The sequence below is a fragment of the Otariodibacter sp. genome (assembly GCF_029256985.1).
GTDB lineage: Bacteria > Pseudomonadota > Gammaproteobacteria > Enterobacterales > Pasteurellaceae > Otariodibacter.
On sequence record NZ_JARIDQ010000036.1, the window covers coordinates 15,805 to 34,296 of the forward strand.

The window sequence follows — 18,492 nt, forward strand, 5'->3', positions numbered from 1 at the left end:
TAATTGAACAGACCCGCACTAGGCGAGGCAATTTTTTAATTTATAGTAAATAGGATCTCATCATGATTCAACATATTTCATCTCCATTCCCTGCTAACCGTATGCGTCGCTTACGTAAGCATGATTTTAGTCGCCGTCTTGTTGCTGAAAACAAAATTACAGTAGATGATTTGATTTATCCTGTTTTTGTTATAGAAGGTGAAAATCAGCGTGTTAAAGTTCCTTCTATGCCAAACATAGAACGTTTAACCATAGATCAATTATTGGTTGAAGCGGGGATATTAGTGAAATATGGTGTACCTGCTATTGCACTTTTCCCTGTTGTCGGAGTAGATAAAAAATCATTAATGGCAGAAGAAGCTTATAATCCAGATGGATTAGCACAGCGTGCAGTAAGGGCATTAAAAAAAGCTTATCCAGAGTTAGGTGTTATCACAGACGTAGCACTTGATCCATTTACTACGCATGGACAAGATGGCATTATTGATGATAATGGCTATGTAATAAATGATATCACTACAGAAGTGTTGATTAAACAAGCATCATCTCATGCTAAAGCTGGAGCAGATATTGTAGCACCAAGTGATATGATGGATGGACGCATTGGAGCAATCCGTCAATCACTTGAGGAACAAGGGTTTATTCATACTCAAATTATGGCATATTCAGCTAAGTATGCATCAAATTATTATGGTCCATTTAGAGATGCTGTAGGTTCAGCCAGTAATTTAAAAGGTGGTGATAAAAAAACTTACCAATTAGATCCGGCTAATAGTAATGAAGGTCTACATGAAGTTGCTTTGGATATTGAGGAAGGTGCTGATATGGTAATGGTAAAACCAGGTATGCCATATTTAGATCTTATTTATCGTGTCAAAACCACTTTTGGTGTGCCGACTTTTGCTTATCAGGTTTCTGGTGAGTATGCGATGCATATGGCAGCCATTCAAAATGGTTGGTTAAAAGAAAAAGAGTGTATATTAGAATCATTACTTTGCTTTAAACGAGCAGGAGCAGATGGGATTTTGACCTACTTTGCTAAACAGGTTGCAGAGTGGTTATATGAAGAAAATCAAAGTAAATAACTTGATTAAAAAGGGGATAGGATAATCCCCTTATTTGTTCAAACTTCTTGACGATTCGTCTCTAAATAGGTACCATTCGCCCGTTTTTTCACTTTGAGGACACTAGCATTTTGGACAGTCACAGTCGATACTTACCCATTTTTTAATCCTCTCGTCCAATTTCCTTTGATTGCCGACGAGTGTCGGTTTTATCAGTCAGTATCTTAATTTTTGTTCATTTTTGTTCATCGCCTCATACCATATTTAGGAGTATGAAATGATCCGAGCTTTTTCGTTAAATAACGAGCGCTTAATCAGTGTAGATGAAACCGTTTCAGATCAATTAAATAATGCAATGTGGATCGATCTCATCGATCCATCTGATGATGAGCGTAAAGTTGTTGAACATCTTTTAAAACAACCTCTTGCTGAAGAGCATGAATTAGAAGACTTGGAAGCCTCTGCTCGCTTTTTTGAAGACGAAGATGGACTCCATTTGCACTCATTCTTTTATTGCTTAGATGATGAAGATTATGCCGATATTGCGACTGTTGGTTTCACTATTCGTGATGGGCGCTTATTTACTATTCGTGAGCGAGATTTACCCGCATTCCGTTTATATCGAATGCGCTCTCGTCGTGAAAAAATGATGGACGGTAATGCTTATGAATTATTGCTCGATTTATTGGAAACTAAGATAGAGCAATTAGCCGATGTTATTGAAAATATTTATGCAGATTTAGAAAAGTTAAGTCGAGTAGTGTTAAGTGCTCAAGAAAATAAAGAACAACCCAATAATGATACTTTTGATGATGCATTATCTGATTTAACTGAATTGGAAGATGCAAGTTCTAAAGTGAGATTGTGTTTGATGGATACTCAACGTGCTTTAAGTTTTCTTTTGCGCAAAACTCGTTTACCAAATAATCAGTTAGAACAAGCAAGAGATATTTTGCGAGATATTGAATCTTTGCAACCACACAATGAATCACTTTTTCAAAAAGTTAATTTCTTGATGCAAGCGGCAATGGGTTTCATCAATATTGAACAGAATAGAATCATGAAATTTTTCTCAGTTGTGTCAGTAATGTTCTTGCCAGCAACATTAGTTGCCTCTACTTATGGTATGAATTTTGAATTTATGCCTGAGTTAAAATTCCACTATGGATATCCAATGGCAATTGGCTTGATGATTTGTGCTGCTGCTACACCTTATATTTATTTTAAACGTAAAGGATGGTTGTAAAGTACTTTTAATTTTATAAATAAGCCTTATCATTTAAATGATAAGGCTTATGATCTCAAGTAGCTTTCATTTTAGTAACTAGTTCTTTTTTATTGTCTATAATTTTTAAAATCTCTTGTTTTTCCTGTAAATAACAAAGATTGCTGTAAATTAGTCAATACTTTAACTTGATTTGCATACTCTCCTGCTTGGCTAGGGCAAATTATATTCTCTGGATGGTAATTAGCAACATCGTAGCAAGTTAATTTATCATTAACAATCTCTACTGATAAATTGCCTTTAACAACGCCTAGTACACCATTACTATAATAATCTGCAATATAATCATTATCTTGTAGTAATGATTTACCCGTAAAAGTGGGTGTATATTGATGATAATTACCTATGACTAAATCTGTTAATGTTGGAGCAACATCCCGTTGAGATATAAATTGATCAATATATCTCGCTTTTAATTTTGGCGAATAAATAGCAAAAGGGATAAGATATTGAGAAAAGTTATTTGGATCTTTTAATCTTGCAACATGATCTGCCATAATAACAAATACTGTATTTGGATAAATCTTTAACATGTTCTGAATAAAATCATAAGTTGCTTGATCAGAAAAATGATAAGTGTTTAATATACGGTTTTCTTCATCATCATCTGTAAAATGCACCATCTTGTAGTTTTCTGGTAAGATGTCGTCATGTGTAGTTACACCATTGATGCCAATAATAAACGGTTTTTTTGTATTTTCTAATTTTTTGATAACAAAATTATATAAGTCGGGATCATGTACACCCCAATTGTTTTCTTCATAAATACGTTCAATGATATCTTCACGACCATAGGATTCACTGAAACCTAATTTTTGAGCTACATTACCTGCAGCAGTTCCTCTATTTGAGCCTTGGAAGAATGCACTGGAATAACCCCTTTCTTTTAATAAATCAACTAAGCTGACATAATTAAAATCTTGTAATGTAGTATTTATGATGCTGTTACCGAGAGGGTTCTGAAAAGAAGTTAAAGTTGTAAAAACACCTTCAACGGTACGATGGCCTCCTGCTAACATTCCCTTCGGACGAATAGATTGTGTTAGTATATGATGTAAGTTTGGTGCAATATCATAAGTACCACCATAATCTTTAAAGTAATTTGCAGCCCAACTTTCGAGAAAAAATAACACAATATTAGGCTTATCTAAGATAGGGAATTCACTTTGTTCGATATGGGTAGGATAAAGTTGAGCTAGCGTTTCTGATTCATTTTCAGTTGGATACATTGTTGATGTTTTTATATCTCCTTTATTTTTAACAAGTTGGAAAATTGTATTATAAGCACCATTTAGACTAAGCATTGCGAGTTTTGAATCTCCAATATTATATGCATGGCTTGGGTTTAATGGGATATGTTGGAATTGGCCTCGTATAAAAAAGATACTTATAGCAATTAAACATAATTTAATCGGGATATAAGTCCAATTGAGAGTGATTTTTGAAAGACTAAAAGAGAGTAGCTTATACAATATGACAGCTAATACTAATAACAAAACTCCACTAAATAGAAATAATACCCAATAGGTTTGAACTGCTGTTCCTATTAATCCATTAAACTCCCTAAATAGATCTTTTATTTCATAACTAATATGGCGAGATGAGTCAGCAAAATACATTATATCACCAATTAGAAAACTAAATAAGGAGAGTAAAAGAAATAGAGAGATGAAAAGAAGTGACTTCCTATTAAAATCAAAGAAAGTAGCAAGTAAGGCAATAATAGCACTAATAGCAAAATCAAATTTATATCCTACAAATATAGCATAACTTTTCTGATAAAAATCAATATCTCTAAAAGAGTAAAATGCAAAAATATATTTGGCTAAAATACATAAAAAAAAGGAAAAAGCAAATATAATTAAATAGTTTTTTATTGCTTTCATTGGATAAGCTCCTTATAAAAAGAAATATTCTTAGTGAAAATTTTTAATATCTATTGGTATAGTTGTATTGTTCTACAAGGTTAGATTTATAAAAGTAATTAATATTAGGTACCAATAAACTTAGAATATAAATCTATACCAAGGGCGCGCAAATATATCATATATAGTAATGAAAAACATAGCCTATTTCTCATAATCTTTACAAAATTTCTTTCAAAGGAGTTAATCTCTGAATGAATTAGACAATATTTTTATATAAATATTAAAATATTCTTTTATCAGCAAAATAAAATAAGACTTTAAATACTATTGTTTATTTTATATCTGTTATATTTATTTGAATTTGATATTATATTTTGTAACATTTTCGTAAAAAGTCATAATCTATTGTACATCATATAAATAATAATCTGAGTTTTATGTTTAGGATAAATGGTATCAAGTAGTTTATTTAGTAAACTCAAGAATTAATTCTTTGAGTTATTTTTCGTTAATAAAAAAATACCTGTTAGTTGAAGATGATTATCTTACAAACAGGTATTTATATAAATTTTGTTATAGACGCTTACAGATATAAAATATGATTACATCTTCTCAACGGTTTTAATACCAAGTAATTCCAACCCTTGTTTTAAGGTTTTAGCCGTTAAGCTTGCAAGCTGTAAGCGGCTCTGTTTAACCTCTTCCTCAGCATTAAGAATTGGACAAGCTTCATAGAAACTTGAGAAGATGCCTGCTAATTCATAGAGATATTGGCAAAGAACATGAGGCGTTCCATCCTTCGCAACAACAGTAACCGACTCTTCAAATTGCAATAATTTGAGTGCTAATGTTCTCTCTTTATCTTCTGTTAGATTAATTGGCCCTTTCAATGTATCAGGATCAATACCAGACTTACTGAAAATAGAGTGAATACGGGTGTAAGCATATTGCATATAAGGTGCAGTATTGCCTTCAAAACTGAGCATATTATCCCAATCAAATACATAGTCGGTGGTACGATTTTTTGAGAGATCCGAATATTTCACTGCCCCAATCGCAACCGCTTCCACAACAGCTTGTTTTTCTGCATCTGTTAAATTGGTATTTTTCTCTGCAATTAATTTATCTGCTCGCTCTACTGCTTCATCCAATAAATCAGCTAATTTTACTGTACCACCAGTGCGTGTTTTAAATGGTTTACCATCTTTACCCAACATCATACCAAAGTTTTGATGTTCTAAACTAAAACTATCTGGTACATAACCTGCTTTACGAGTAATTAACCATGCTTGCTGCATATGTTGGCTTTGACGAGTGTCTGAGAATACTAAAGCTCGATCTGCTTTTAATGTTTCATAACGATATTTTGCAGCTGCAATATCAGTTGTAGTGTAAAGAAAACCGCCATCTTTTTTCTGAACAATAACGCCCATTGGATCGCCATCTTTATTTTTGAATTCCTCTAAGAAAACAACTAAAGCACCATCATCTTCAACAGCTAAGCCTTTTGCCTTTAAATCTGCCACAATACCTGGTAACATTGGATTATATAAACTTTCACCCATCACATCTTTTTCAGTTAATGTCACATTTAGACGTTCATAATTACGCTGATTTTGTTGCATTGTGATATCAACTAATTTTTTCCACATGGTACGGCAATATTCATCACCACCTTGTAGTTTTACCACATAATTACGTGCTTTTTCTGCAAAGACAGGGTCGTTATCATAATGCGCTTTTGCTTCTCGATAAAATGCCTCTAAGTCACTTAATTCCATCTCAGAAGCATTTTCATTTTCCATTTTTTCTAAATAAGCGATAAGCATACCAAATTGCGTACCCCAGTCACCAACGTGGTTTGCACGAATGACCTTATTACCTAAAAACTCTAATGCTCGTACAACCCCATCACCAATGATAGTTGAACGTAAATGTCCAACGTGCATTTCTTTCGCCACATTAGGCGATGAATAATCAACAACCACAGTTTGTTGCTGCTTAATTGAGATACCGAGTTTTTGATCATGTAGTGCATTTTTCACTTGTTCTGATAACCATACGGGGTTAAGAAAAATATTGATAAATCCCGGGCCTGCAATTTCTAATTTTTCGATCAACGGATCCGAATCGATATTATCAACTACTTTTTGAGCAAACTCTCTTGGGTTTAATCCTAATTTTTTGGCTGCTCCCATAATACCATTCGCTTGATAGTCCCCGAATTGAGGTTTTCCTGACTGGCGAACTAATGCTTCAACATTTTGTTCTGCCCCAGAACTGATCATTGCTTGCTTAATTTTTTCCGATAGAATGTGTTGAATATTCACAAATAGTCCTATTTATTCATTTATAAAATATAAACATAATGATACTAAAAAACCCCACTAAAAACTTAGATTTTGCAAATTTTTTCACAAAAATGACCGCTTGTTTTGGCGAATTAACGAAATTCGAACAACAAATCCAAGAAATAGCTACCCTTGCAAACATCTCATTGCAAGATTATCAAATTGATCATATGTCTGTGAGGATGAATCAAATGGATACCGCTAAGGCTTGGTATAACATGCTGTTAGAATCTGCAGAAATATTCAATGAAAGTATGATTAATGGACGCCCCATAGCCTTATTTAAATTGCATCAGCCAATTGTATTTTGTGATCAAACTGTTTCTATTCTTGAACTTCCTTTTCCTAAAGGGAAAATATATCCAAGAGAAGGGTGGGAACATATAGAAATCATTGCCCCATTTCAACCAAATGAATCTGTTGAACAATGGATACAAAGAATGCTATCTACATTTAAATTAGAGCAACAATCGCTACTCACATTTAAAATTAGTCAGCCAAAGTCTAGTGGGGAAATAATTCCTAATCCCACAATCGCACTTACATTAAATGACAAAACTAATCGTAATAATTGTTGTCTAAAAGTTCATCCTTATGATATAAAGTCAATTATTTGTTCAGAAAATAATTTTCTGAATAATTTTTTGTCGGAGTAAAATATGAAAAAATTTGGTTTAGCAACTATGCTTGCTACAAGTATTATTGTGACAGGCTGTGCAAATACAGATATTTTTAGTGGTAGTGTTTATCGTTCAGATCAAGCTAAAGAAGCTCGTTCAATTAGTTACGGTACAATTCTATCGGTTCGTGATGTTAAAATTCAAGCAGATAACCAAGGTGTAATCGGTACAGTTGGTGGAGGTGTGCTTGGTGGCGTGGCTGGTTCTGCTATTGGTGGCGGACGTGGGCAAGCAATTGCAACTGCAGTTGGAGCTATTGCAGGTTCTGTACTTGGTAGCAAAGTAGAAGAAAAAGCAAGTCAAGTAACATCTGTTGAACTCGTTATTCGTAAGGATAATGGACAAGAGATTGTTGTAGTACAGAAGAAAGAAGATGGCTTTGTTCCAGGTCGAAGAGTTAGAATTGTCGGCTCAAATGCTGATTTAAATGTATCTCTTTTATAATAAAAATAATTCAAAATTTAGATTCGTGATTTAACAGTAATGATTTAATGAATTTAAATAGTTCTGAATATAAAACCTCGAATAATTGATTCGGGGTTTTTTTATTTTTATACTTTACATATAATTAATTTTATAGATTTCTAATTATGAATAAATTTATTAAAACATTGTCTACCGATTGGCTTAGTACTGGTATTATTGGAATATTACCAATTTTTCTAGCAACAAACTTTATAGCTGTAATTGTATGGACATTACAAATTCCTACATATACGATGGGATTAGTTTTAGGTGCAATCGCTGCAGGATTAACTGATTTAGATAATCGTTTTTCTGGTCGCTTAAAAAATTTATTCTTCACATTAATTGCCTTTGCTATATCTTCTTTAAGCTCTCAATTTTCTTTAACTCATGGATTTTTCGTTCCCTTAATTACCATTCTGACATTTTGTATGATCATGTTAAGTGCGATAGGACAACGCTATAGTACGATTGCATTCAGTACATTACTAATGGCTGTTTATACGGCAATGATTTATTCTCCAACAGCAAATTGGTATGAGCATACTGTTCTAATCATTATTGGTGCAATAATTTATGGCGTAATAACAATAATTGTTTATCTACTTTTCCCTCACCGTATCATGCAAGAAAATTTAGCACTCTATTTCGAGGCTTTAAGTAAATATCTGCAGGCAAAAAGCAATTTTTTTGACCCAGATGATATGGATGAAGGGAATTTACCAAATAAACAACTTATATTAGGCCAAGCCAATATAGTAGTTATGAGTACGCTCGATCGAGCTAGAGCTTCTTTATTCTATCGATTACGTACTCAACATCGTCACTCTCGCACTAGACGAATGCTACGATATTATTTTGCAGGACAAGAAATCTGGGAAATTGCAAGTTCTCATCATACCCAATACAGTACTTTATTTTATGAATTACAAAATACTGATTTAATTTTTCGGTTTCAGAGAATTATTGAACTACAAGCAATGGCTTGCCAACAAATTGCTAATGATCTAAGACATGACATACAATATGAAAATCAACATCGCATTGAAAAAGCATTGAAAGGGCTTTTACAATCCCTGACTTATCACAAAGAAACAGGAATCAAACATTTCCATCATCTACAATTGATTGCTGATAATTTGCAAAATATTGAAAACCAACTGGTACGAATAGCGGATAAAAATGCAGATGTAAATAATGACAAAAAAAATCAACAAACTGCCCGCTTGATCCCAGAAAATATTTCTAATTTTAGGGATATGATTCAAGCAATTAAGAATCAATGTAACTTAGATTCTCCGCTTTTTCGACATGCGATTCGTTTATCAGCTGTTGTGTTTATTAGCGCTGTAATTGCGGAAATTTTCTATGTAGAGCAAGCTTACTGGATTTTATTAACAGCACTTTTAGTCTGCCAACCTAATTATTCAGCTACGAAAAAGCGTCTTGTGCAACGAGTAATCGGGACAATTCTAGGTGTAGTAGTTGGGCTATCTTTCCCTTATTTATCTCCAACATTAGGTGCACAACTTGGCTTAATTGTTGCTTCTAGTAGCTTATTCTTTTTCTTTAAAGCACAGAAATTTGGGTTTTCTACCTTTTTTATCACTATCCAAGTTTTGATTAGTTTTGATGTAGCTGGATTCGGGTTAGAGAATGCTATGTTCTCGAGAACTCTAGATACCATAATTGGAGCTTTTATCGCATTTATTGCATCTACTTATTTTTGGCCTGATTGGAAATATTTAAATTTACATCAAAGCTTACAAAATATGCTCATAAATAGTGCCACCTATTTACGTCATATTATTGCTCAACTTCAGTTTGGGTATAAAGATCAATTATCATATCGTGTTGCTAGACGAGCAGCACAAAATAGTATAGCTAATCTTAGCTCTGTTATTTCTAATATGATGAGTGAACCCAAAAAATATCAATCTGCTCTTGATTTTGTACCTGAACTGTTAAATATTAGCTATAGCTTGTCAAGCCATATCTCAACATTGGGTAGCTACCGTAGAAGAAGTCATGAATTAAATCACCATATAGAATTTGCAGCGATTTTCTTTAAACAAAGTAAGCTACTGGCTGATTTACTTGAGCAAATGGCAACAAAATCAGAGGATACTAAACAAACATTAAAAGATATTAATAAACAATTACAAGATTTCGAACACGAATATGCATCCAAAATTGATTCACAAAGTTTGGTGTTATTACAGCAACTACTTTTAATTGTTCAAATATTACCACAATTATGGATTTTTGTTGGAATGGAGAAACAATACAACAAAACACATAACATCTAACTTCAAATTATTCATCTTCTTTTGATAAAGAAGATGATACATTTATTTTGCTTCAACTTAATTTATAGGCATAGTATAAAGAGTACGTAAAAAATGAGGTAGGTCGTCGTAAAATACCCTACCCCATTTTTTAAATTTATGTGTATAAAATAGAACTTAATCTGTGAAGATCCGGTTCAATTTAACAGTCTCCATTTAAAACAGCAAATTGTCAGATTAGTTCTAACTTAAGATTTATTGTCTAAATTCGTTTTCTATCAAGAAAAATACTCATAAAGCATTAGCAACGTATTGTTTATCAATCACGGTTTTATCCACTAAACGTGTAAATATTACGATAATTTTTACATATAAACTTAAAATTCTTTAGTTAATCCTACATAATAAGTTCTACCATTTAGAACCTCTGTAAAAGTGCTAGGTGAGGATACTTCTTTATTACCAATGTTATTAACGCCAAATTTTAGAGATAAGTCGTGGAAATTGTAACGCCCCCCAATATCAACCGTTGAATAAGAACCAACATGATCTAACCCACTATTTAGCAGTCCTTGGTGTTTGCCAATAAAGTTAAGACGAGAAAAAAGCTCCATGTTATCATTAACAAACCAATCTACATTAGCCGTAGCTTCATGACGTGATACGCCATCTAAAAACTTATTTGTATCCTTATTTTTTGCATCCAAATAAGTATAGGATAAACCAGCTTGTACATTATCCCCTATATTTTGTGATAAACTTAATTCGACACCACGTGTATTAGCACGTCCAATGTTGCTGTATGTTAAACGTTCTCTTGTTATTGCTTCAAGAGTAATCATGTCTTTAATATTATTATTAAAGACGGTTAATGATGCTGTTGTATCTCCATTATCGTAAGCAACAGAAAATTCACTGAATGTACCTTTTTCTGCTTTCACATTAGGATTGCCATAAATGGTACAACGTAAGGCACAACCTGGACCAGAATAATTTGAACTATATTCTACCATTTTAGGCGCTTTAAATGCTTGACTAATTCCCCCTTTGATTGTCCAATGTGGAGAAAGTGTTTTAACCAAGTATAGGCGAGGAGATAAGTCATCTCCATAAACTTCATGGTCATCATAACGTGCGCCTAGAGTGAGGATTAATGAATCATCAAGAGGAATATTGGCTTCAGCATATAGTGCTTTTTGGTAGGCCTTCTCTGCCTTATTCGTTTTGAGAGCAGATTGATTTTTTAGTTTAGTTTGCTCAAAATAACCGCCGATAGTGATATTATTATCAGCTAAATTAAAATTGACATTAACATCACCACCCCATGTATTTTGCTTAGTAGCGGGTTGTTTAGCTTGTACAGGATTTGAATATGACTCTACTTTGTAGTTTTCGTAAAATGCCTTGGTATTGAGTGTGGTTGATCCAAATTGCTGTTGATAATTAACTGTCACTTCGTTCGTTTCTGTTTCACCAGCAGAGCGTCGACCTCGGAATAATTTATCGGAAAGCGTTTTTTGTTTGGAGGTATCGCCTTTAACTTTTAACTCTTTGGTATCAGAAATTGCCCATTTCACCTCACTACTCAAATTAAAATTTTTCTGCTCACGTCTTTTTGTATAATCGGAATCTTGATTATTTTTGTAAAAACTTTGGTCGAAATTTAGCCAGTTACCATAACTAGTCCAAGAAATACTATCACTTATAGGAGTTGATAAATAAAAGCCAACCTGAGATCCATCACCATCTTTATCGCCTTGATCATATTTATAATCAAAGCTTACAGCACCTTCTGTTTCTCCAGAGTTCTCTCGTGTAATAACGTTAACAACCCCACCCATGGCATCCGACCCATAAATGGAAGACATAGGCCCACGAATGACCTCAAGACGATCAATCGCAACATTAGGAATTTTTGCTAAGGCACTTTCATTACCTCGAGGAGAAGCTTCACCAGAATAATCACGATTACCGTTCTGTAAAACTAAAGTATAGTCATGTGATAATCCACGAATAGATATATTACGAGCCCCATTACTATTCACAGACGTATTAACGCCAGCCACACCTTTTAACATATCGAGTATATCTTGCCCTGCTTGATATTTATCGGCATTTGTTCCTGCTATGACAGATACACTGGCAGGAGCATCTTTTTCCGAAGTCTGAGAGGTCGTTGAAGCTGTTACGACAATGGGTCCTAATTCTGTGGTTTGCTGTTGACTCATAGCTTCTTGGACATTAATGCTACAAATACTGATACCAAATAAAGCAGAATGAATTTTTTTCATTTTTTTCATGTATTAGCCCTGTAAGGTTAAGGAATAAACTTAAAAAGTAGAGAAATAAATTAGCCTAAAATAAAGTTATAAAAGCAATGCAGTTTATTGAGGCTACATTGATTTTCTTTGCTAAATTTTATTGACGTTTGCTGACGCTTATTGACATGTTAACAGACAATGTTAAAATTTTGCAAATAGAAATCACTCTCATTTTTGTATTATTCACAAACTATACTAATTTCAACCTAATATTAGAAAAATGGATCATTATGATAAAAAAAATTAGCAATCTTGTTATTATGGTTTTAGCTACCACATTATTCAATTTTGCCTTGGCAGAACAGCCTACAATTCCTATTAAAACAGCAAGAGGAGAGGTAACTTTACCTATCAATCCAAAAAAAGTAGCGGTCTTAGATTTAGTAACATTAGATATTTTGCAGGCACTTAATGTTAAAGTAGGGGTAACTAATGATGATGTTTATTTGCCTTATTTAAAATCTATGCAACAATCAGCTATTGGGGCAGGTTCCTTACTTGAACCTAATTATGAAGTACTTTATAGCTATCAGCCAGATGTCATTATTGTTGGTTCACGAATGGCAAGAAAATTCCCTGAGATACATGATCTTTTTCCTAATACCATTGATATGTCAAGCAACTATGATGATGCTGTGAAGGATGGTTTAGACCGCCTTGCAATTTATGGAAGATTATTTGGCAAGGAAGAGTTAGCTAAACAATTGCAAAACAGACTAAAACAACAGCTTGAAATTACAAAAAATGTTGTTAAAGGTAAAGGAAATGGTCTGATCGTAATGATTAATGGATCTAAATTAATGGTTTTCGGCGAGGATTCTTTGGCGGGCTGGATTCATCACACATTGGGTATACCAAAGGCAGTAGAGAATATCAAAGGATTTCATGGGGGGAGACCCGCATCTTTTGAATTTATTGCTAAAACTAATCCTGACTGGTTATTTGTCATTGATAGAAGTGCAGCATTAGGACAAGAAGGGTTGTCGGCGGAGCATATTCTCGATAATGCAATGATTCATCAAACGACAGCATGGCAAAAAGGGCAGGTGATTTACTTTGATGCTGCCACTTTTCATGCACCCGGAGGGTATACACAGCTATCCAATGAGTTAAAACACATTCAAACAGCATTTAGTAAAAGTAAATCTGGCTAATGAATAATATTTCTACCTATAATTTAAAGTGGTTATCGCTTAATACGTTAAGCCTTATACTGCTTTGTATACTAATTGTACTTAGTATTTCTATCGGTGTTGCTGACTGGAGCTGGGGGGAATTGTTTTCTTTTCAAGGAGGAAGAAGTAGTCAACTTTTGTTTGTTAGTCGTTTACCCCGAACTTTCGCTATTCTTTTAGCAGGAGCAACATTATCAATTGCAGGTATGATTTTACAAATTTTATTACGTAATCGATTTGTTGAACCATCAATGACAGGAGCAACACAAAGTGCCACTCTAGGGCTACTGATTATGATACTATTGTTTCCTACAGCATCGTTACTTACCAAAATGAGTATAGCAACTGTATCAGCATTATTTGGTATGGGTATTTTTGTATTATTGTTACAACGTTTACCCAAAACACAATTATTACTTGTTCCTGTAGTTGGTATTATTTACGGTGGAATTATTCAATCAATATCTACATTTCTTGCCTACCGTAGTGACACAATGCAAATGTTATCAGTTTGGACCAGTGGTGATTTTTCAGGTGTTCTTATTGGTCGTTACGAATTACTTTGGGTAACATCTATTTTGGCAGTAATTGCTTATATTATGGCGGATCGTCTAACCATAGCTGGTCTTGGTAAGAATATTGCAACTAATTTGGGACTCAATCATAACCGAATTATTTGGATAGGTCTGACGATTGTGTCTATGATTACAGCAGTGGTTGTAGTGACAATTGGTAGTATTCCTTTTATTGGCTTAGTAGTACCAAATATTGTTAGTCGTTTGTCGGGTGATCAGTTACGAAAAAATTTACCCTCAGTCGCTTTAATTGGTGCTTGTTTAGTTTTGGTTTGTGATATTTTAGGACGTATAATTATCTTTCCTTATGAAATTCCAGTCTCTACAGTTTTTGGAGTATTGGGAACGATAATTTTTTTATATTTATTATATTATCAGCCACGTCGACCACAGCTTACTAGCGCTTCCAATGAGAAACTAAGATGATAAGAGAAGCCTCACTTAGCTATTTATCTCCCAAGTATTTACTACTTATCTTAGGTGTTATATTGACACTAAGTTGCTTATTATTTATGACTCTAAATAACCGTGGAGCATGGGATTTTATTTTACTATTTCGTGGTAAAAAGTTATTGCTTTTGCTTATTGTTGCTTATGCTATTGGTGTTTCGACACTATTATTTCAAAGTCTGACTAATAACCCTATTTTAACACCTAGCATTTTAGGGTTTGACGCACTTTATTTGTTATTACAAACATTGTTAGTATTTGTACTCGGCACGATAAGTTATATTCAATTGGACAGCTTGAGTAAATTTGGTTTTGAAACCGCCTTGATGATTATCGCTTCGATATTGTTGTTTCGCCTACTGAATAAAAATAACAATAGTGGTGATAATGAATTGGGACGAGTGATTTTGGTTGGTGTTATTTTTGGTATTCTGTTTCGAAGTCTTAATCAGTTATTACAACGCTTACTTGATCCAATGCAATTTGCCATAGTTCAGGGAGCATATTTTGCTGAATTCAATACCGTCAAAGAACCGATTATTTGGTTTGCATTAATATTAGTTATTATTAGTGCTATATTCATTTGGCAGTTGCGTTTCCGTTTGGATGTTATTGCCCTAGGTAAATCTACAGCTATAAGTTTAGGTATTTCTTATCAGCGCTGTTCTTTTGTTATTTTAATGTGGATTGCCATTTTGTTGTCTATTTCTACAGCTTTGGTTGGGCCTGTAAGTTTTTTCGGTTTATTGGTCTGTGCTCTAACTAATGCTTTATCACCAACAGCAAGTCACGGTATTCGTCTACCCATAGTCTTTATGTTGTCTGCAATTACCCTCATTTTAGGACAAGCTATTTTTGAACATTTATTCAATATGAAAACTATACTTAGTGTTATTGTTGAGTGTATTGGTGGTATTGTTTTTCTCTTTTTAATTCTAGGACGCAAGAAGTAAATAGTTTCATGATCATAATCGACAATATTCACTATCATATCAAGCAAACACCAATACTCAATGGTGTCAATTTAACATTACCCAAAAGTGGTATTATCGCTCTTATTGGTCCCAATGGTGCGGGAAAATCATTTTTATTGTCTTTAATGTCACGTTTAAAACCTCTGCAACAAGGGCAAATTACTTTCGACGATCTCAATATTACTACTGCTGATAGTGGTGATATTGCCAAAAAACTGGCTATTCTTACCCAAGAGAATACGATTCAATCACGACTTACTGTATACGATATTTTAATGTTTGGACGCTATCCATATCATCAAGGTCGTCCTACTGATGAGTGTCGCAAGATTGTAGCTAAAGCCTTACAACATTTTGAATTACAAGACTATGCTAATCGTTACCTCAGTGAATTATCGGGAGGGCAACGTCAACGAGCTTTGATTGCTATGGTATTTTGTCAAAGTACTGACTATGTATTGTTAGATGAACCACTCAATAACTTGGACATGTATCATAGTCGTGAATTGATGAAATTACTACGCCAACTTGCTGACCACGATAATCGTACTATTGTCGTAGTATTACATGATATCACTCAAGCTGCTGCTTATGCTGACCATATTGTTGCGTTAAAACAAGGACGAGTATTATTTGAAGGTAGCCCTCGACAGGTAATTACTACCAGTAATATTTACCAACTCTTTGGTGTTGAATGTGATGTGATTGAACACAAAGGAGTTCTCCGAGTTTTATATTGAGTCTTATCTCTAAGTTAACCTACGGAAACTATAAAAAACAAGCGGTCACTTTTTACAAAACTTTTGCAGAAAGTGACCGCTATTATTCATTGAGTGGTTATAGAATATAACGACTTAAATCTTCGTTTTCGACAACGTCATTTAAAGCGTTAGCAACGTATTGTTCATCAATCACAATTTTTTCACCTGAGCGTTCACTCGCATCAAATGAAATATCATCCATTAAATGCTCTAACACTGTGTGCAATCGTCTTGCGCCAATGTTTTCTGTTTTTTCATTCACGCGGAACGCAGATTCAGCAATACGGCTAATACCATCTTTTGTGAATTCGATTTCTACGCCTTCTGTTTTCATTAATTCACGATATTGTAAGGTTAATGATGCACTTGGCTCAGTTAAAATACGTTCAAAATCAGCTTGGTTGAGTGATTTTAACTCCACTCGAATTGGCAAACGACCTTGTAATTCTGGTAGTAAATCAGATGGTCGAGTCACTTGGAATGCACCTGAACAGATAAATAAAATGTGATCGGTTTTTACCATACCATGTTTAGTATTGACGGTTGAACCTTCAATAATTGGAAGTAAATCACGTTGTACTCCTTCACGAGAAACATCACCACCGCTATTGCCACTTTTCTTCGCAATTTTGTCGATTTCATCAATAAAGACGATTCCGTGTTGTTCAACAGCTTCAATTGCTTGTTGTTTTAACTCTTCTGGATTAACTAATTTTGCTGCTTCTTCTTCAATTAACACTTTAAACGCATCTTTGATTTTCATTTTGCGTTTTTTCGTTTTGCTAGGTGACATACCCTCAAATAAAGATTGTAATTGTGAGGTCATATCTTCCATACCCGGTGGAGTCATAATTTCTACACTAACAGGTGATGAAATTTCGATTTCAATTTCTTTATCATCAAGAGATCCTTCACGTAATTTTTTACGAAAAACTTGACGAGTGGTTTTATTTGATTCAGTTTCTTCTGAATTCCCCCATTGATCTTTCGCAGGCGGAAGTAAAATATCTAAAATACGATCTTCGGCAGCTTCTTCGGCTCTGAATTTATTTTTTTCCACCGCTTGTTGACGAACAAGTTTGATTGCCACATCAGTTAAATCACGGATGATTGAATCTACTTCTTTCCCAACATATCCGACTTCAGTAAATTTAGTTGCTTCCACTTTGATGAAAGGAGCATTAGCTAATTTAGCTAAACGACGAGCAATTTCAGTTTTACCAACCCCTGTTGGTCCGATCATTAGAATATTTTTTGGTGTAACTTCTTGGCGTAATTCTTCTGGTAATTGCATACGACGCCAGCGGTTACGTAGTGCGATTGCCACCGCACGTTTTGCTTCGTTTTGTCCAATAATATGTGCATCAAGTTCTGATACGATCTCACGAGGTGTCATTGACATAATTTATTCCTTTTATCCTTTTTTCTTTGAATACCTAGTTCTCAAGCATCCAAAATAGAATTTGTAAGCGGTCACTTTCTTTCTATTTTTTACAAATTCTTCGATTTAAACTTATCTTAGCTAAACTTCTTCAATAACGTGATTATGATTGCTGTAAATATCAATATCACCTGAAATTTTAAGAGCTTCTGCGACTATTTCTTTAGCAGACAGATTATTATCCGTTCTGAGTAATGCGAGGGACGCAGCTTTTGCATAATTTCCACCTGAACCAATCGCTAGCACATCTTGTTCTGGTTCGATAACATCACCACTGCCAGATACAAGTAGAAAATCACTTGAGTTTGCCACAATCATCATTGCCTCTAAACGGCGTAATGCACGATCAGAACGCCATTCTTTAGCTAATTCAACAGCTGCTTTAATTAGATGTCCTTGATGTAATTCTAATTTTTTTTCAAATAATTCACGCAAAATAAATGCATCAGCAGTTGAACCTGCAAACCCTGTTACAACTTGATCTTTATACATACGGCGAACTTTTCTTACCGTACCTTTTTCAATTGAATTACCTAATGTTGCTTGACCGTCACCGCCTATTGCAACTTTCCCATTACGACGAACGCATACGATTGTTGTCATCTTTAATCCTTTTATTTTTATAAAACTGTTTGCAGATCTAAGGATGATTTTTCAAATATCAAGGGAAAAAGAAAATATAGGTGAAATATTTCAGTAATTAGAGGTTTAGTGGGTAGGGAATATTTGACCCGTTTGATGATTTTAGAAATATAATGAAGTTAGGATAAATATCCTAACTACATATATTTTTA

Annotated in this window: 14 protein-coding genes; 9 read left to right on the top strand and 5 right to left on the bottom strand. The window is 34.0% G+C overall.

The window, feature by feature from the left end; translation table 11 throughout:
* Positions 1-62 precede the first annotated feature (62 nt).
* On the top strand, positions 63-1,085 hold the full coding sequence (hemB, locus tag Q1J40_RS03705) for a porphobilinogen synthase (protein ID WP_301098710.1): 1,023 nt from the start codon (positions 63-65) through the stop codon (positions 1,083-1,085).
* Between the two features lie 256 nt (positions 1,086-1,341).
* Complete coding sequence (gene corA / locus Q1J40_RS03710) at positions 1,342-2,310, top strand: magnesium/cobalt transporter CorA (protein WP_301098711.1); 969 nt, start codon at positions 1,342-1,344, stop codon at positions 2,308-2,310.
* A gap of 89 nt (positions 2,311-2,399) precedes the next feature.
* Here corA and Q1J40_RS03715 read toward each other — a convergent pair whose 3' ends face one another.
* Positions 2,400-4,235 (bottom strand): LTA synthase family protein, encoded by a 1,836-nt coding sequence (locus Q1J40_RS03715; RefSeq protein WP_301098712.1) that lies wholly within the window; start codon positions 4,233-4,235, stop codon positions 2,400-2,402.
* 584 nt (positions 4,236-4,819) lie between these two features.
* A complete protein-coding gene (argS, locus tag Q1J40_RS03720; protein ID WP_301098713.1) occupies positions 4,820-6,547 on the bottom strand; it encodes an arginine--tRNA ligase in 1,728 nt (575 codons plus the stop codon).
* A 38-nt stretch (positions 6,548-6,585) separates the two neighbouring features.
* Between argS and Q1J40_RS03725 the strand changes: the two genes are divergently transcribed.
* From Q1J40_RS03725 to yccS, 3 genes are all read left to right on the top strand, one after another.
* The gene (locus Q1J40_RS03725; RefSeq protein WP_301098714.1) at positions 6,586-7,224 is read left to right on the top strand and encodes a VOC family protein; all 639 of its coding nucleotides are present in this window, start codon (positions 6,586-6,588) and stop codon (positions 7,222-7,224) included.
* Between the two features lie 3 nt (positions 7,225-7,227).
* Positions 7,228-7,692: an outer membrane lipoprotein gene (locus Q1J40_RS03730; protein ID WP_301098715.1), complete on the top strand. Its 465-nt coding sequence runs from the start codon at positions 7,228-7,230 to the stop codon at positions 7,690-7,692.
* A gap of 146 nt (positions 7,693-7,838) precedes the next feature.
* On the top strand, positions 7,839-10,022 hold the full coding sequence (yccS, locus tag Q1J40_RS03735; protein ID WP_301098716.1) for a YccS family putative transporter: 2,184 nt from the start codon (positions 7,839-7,841) through the stop codon (positions 10,020-10,022).
* A 356-nt stretch (positions 10,023-10,378) separates the two neighbouring features.
* On the opposite strand, the gene Q1J40_RS03740 is transcribed toward yccS, so the two are convergent.
* Positions 10,379-12,301, bottom strand: a complete 1,923-nt coding sequence (locus Q1J40_RS03740) for a TonB-dependent receptor plug domain-containing protein (protein WP_301098717.1) — start codon at positions 12,299-12,301, stop codon at positions 10,379-10,381.
* A 251-nt stretch (positions 12,302-12,552) separates the two neighbouring features.
* Between Q1J40_RS03740 and Q1J40_RS03745 the strand changes: the two genes are divergently transcribed.
* The 4 genes from Q1J40_RS03745 to Q1J40_RS03760 all read left to right on the top strand — a co-directional run bounded on the left by Q1J40_RS03745 (position 12,553) and on the right by Q1J40_RS03760 (position 16,236).
* Positions 12,553-13,476, top strand: coding sequence for a siderophore ABC transporter substrate-binding protein (locus tag Q1J40_RS03745; RefSeq protein WP_301098718.1), 924 nt, complete (start codon positions 12,553-12,555; stop codon positions 13,474-13,476).
* Complete coding sequence (locus Q1J40_RS03750; RefSeq protein WP_301098719.1) at positions 13,476-14,498, top strand: ABC transporter permease; 1,023 nt, start codon at positions 13,476-13,478, stop codon at positions 14,496-14,498. Before Q1J40_RS03745 ends, Q1J40_RS03750 begins: the two co-directional genes overlap by 1 nt.
* 86 nt (positions 14,499-14,584) lie before the next feature.
* Positions 14,585-15,475, top strand: coding sequence for an iron chelate uptake ABC transporter family permease subunit (locus Q1J40_RS03755; RefSeq protein WP_301098720.1), 891 nt, complete (start codon positions 14,585-14,587; stop codon positions 15,473-15,475).
* An 8-nt stretch (positions 15,476-15,483) separates the two neighbouring features.
* Positions 15,484-16,236, top strand: a complete 753-nt coding sequence (locus Q1J40_RS03760; RefSeq protein ID WP_301098721.1) for an iron ABC transporter ATP-binding protein — start codon at positions 15,484-15,486, stop codon at positions 16,234-16,236.
* Between the two features lie 97 nt (positions 16,237-16,333).
* Here the strand turns inward: Q1J40_RS03760 and hslU are convergent, their stop codons facing one another.
* Complete coding sequence (gene hslU / locus Q1J40_RS03765) at positions 16,334-17,662, bottom strand: ATP-dependent protease ATPase subunit HslU (protein ID WP_301098723.1); 1,329 nt, start codon at positions 17,660-17,662, stop codon at positions 16,334-16,336.
* Positions 17,663-17,779: 117 nt separating this feature from the next.
* Entirely contained in the window at positions 17,780-18,301 is a 522-nt protein-coding gene (hslV, locus tag Q1J40_RS03770) for an ATP-dependent protease subunit HslV (protein WP_301098722.1), read from the bottom strand.
* Between the last annotated feature and the right edge of the window lie 191 nt (positions 18,302-18,492).

What these genes read in the sequence shown, in the direction of transcription:
- Q1J40_RS03760 (WP_301098721.1), top strand. Translation starts at nt 15,484, where the DNA reads ATGATCATAATCGACAATATTCACTATCATATCAAGCAAACACCAATA.
- yccS (WP_301098716.1), top strand. Translation starts at nt 7,839, where the DNA reads ATGAATAAATTTATTAAAACATTGTCTACCGATTGGCTTAGTACTGGT.
- Q1J40_RS03740 (WP_301098717.1), bottom strand. Translation starts at nt 12,301, where the DNA reads ATGAAAAAAATGAAAAAAATTCATTCTGCTTTATTTGGTATCAGTATT.
- Q1J40_RS03750 (WP_301098719.1), top strand. Translation starts at nt 13,476, where the DNA reads ATGAATAATATTTCTACCTATAATTTAAAGTGGTTATCGCTTAATACG.
- Q1J40_RS03755 (WP_301098720.1), top strand. Translation starts at nt 14,585, where the DNA reads ATGACTCTAAATAACCGTGGAGCATGGGATTTTATTTTACTATTTCGT.
- hslV (WP_301098722.1), bottom strand. Translation starts at nt 18,301, where the DNA reads ATGACAACAATCGTATGCGTTCGTCGTAATGGGAAAGTTGCAATAGGC.
- Q1J40_RS03725 (WP_301098714.1), top strand. Translation starts at nt 6,586, where the DNA reads ATGATACTAAAAAACCCCACTAAAAACTTAGATTTTGCAAATTTTTTC.
- Q1J40_RS03745 (WP_301098718.1), top strand. Translation starts at nt 12,553, where the DNA reads ATGATAAAAAAAATTAGCAATCTTGTTATTATGGTTTTAGCTACCACA.
- hemB (WP_301098710.1), top strand. Translation starts at nt 63, where the DNA reads ATGATTCAACATATTTCATCTCCATTCCCTGCTAACCGTATGCGTCGC.
- Q1J40_RS03730 (WP_301098715.1), top strand. Translation starts at nt 7,228, where the DNA reads ATGAAAAAATTTGGTTTAGCAACTATGCTTGCTACAAGTATTATTGTG.
- Q1J40_RS03715 (WP_301098712.1), bottom strand. Translation starts at nt 4,235, where the DNA reads ATGAAAGCAATAAAAAACTATTTAATTATATTTGCTTTTTCCTTTTTT.
- corA (WP_301098711.1), top strand. Translation starts at nt 1,342, where the DNA reads ATGATCCGAGCTTTTTCGTTAAATAACGAGCGCTTAATCAGTGTAGAT.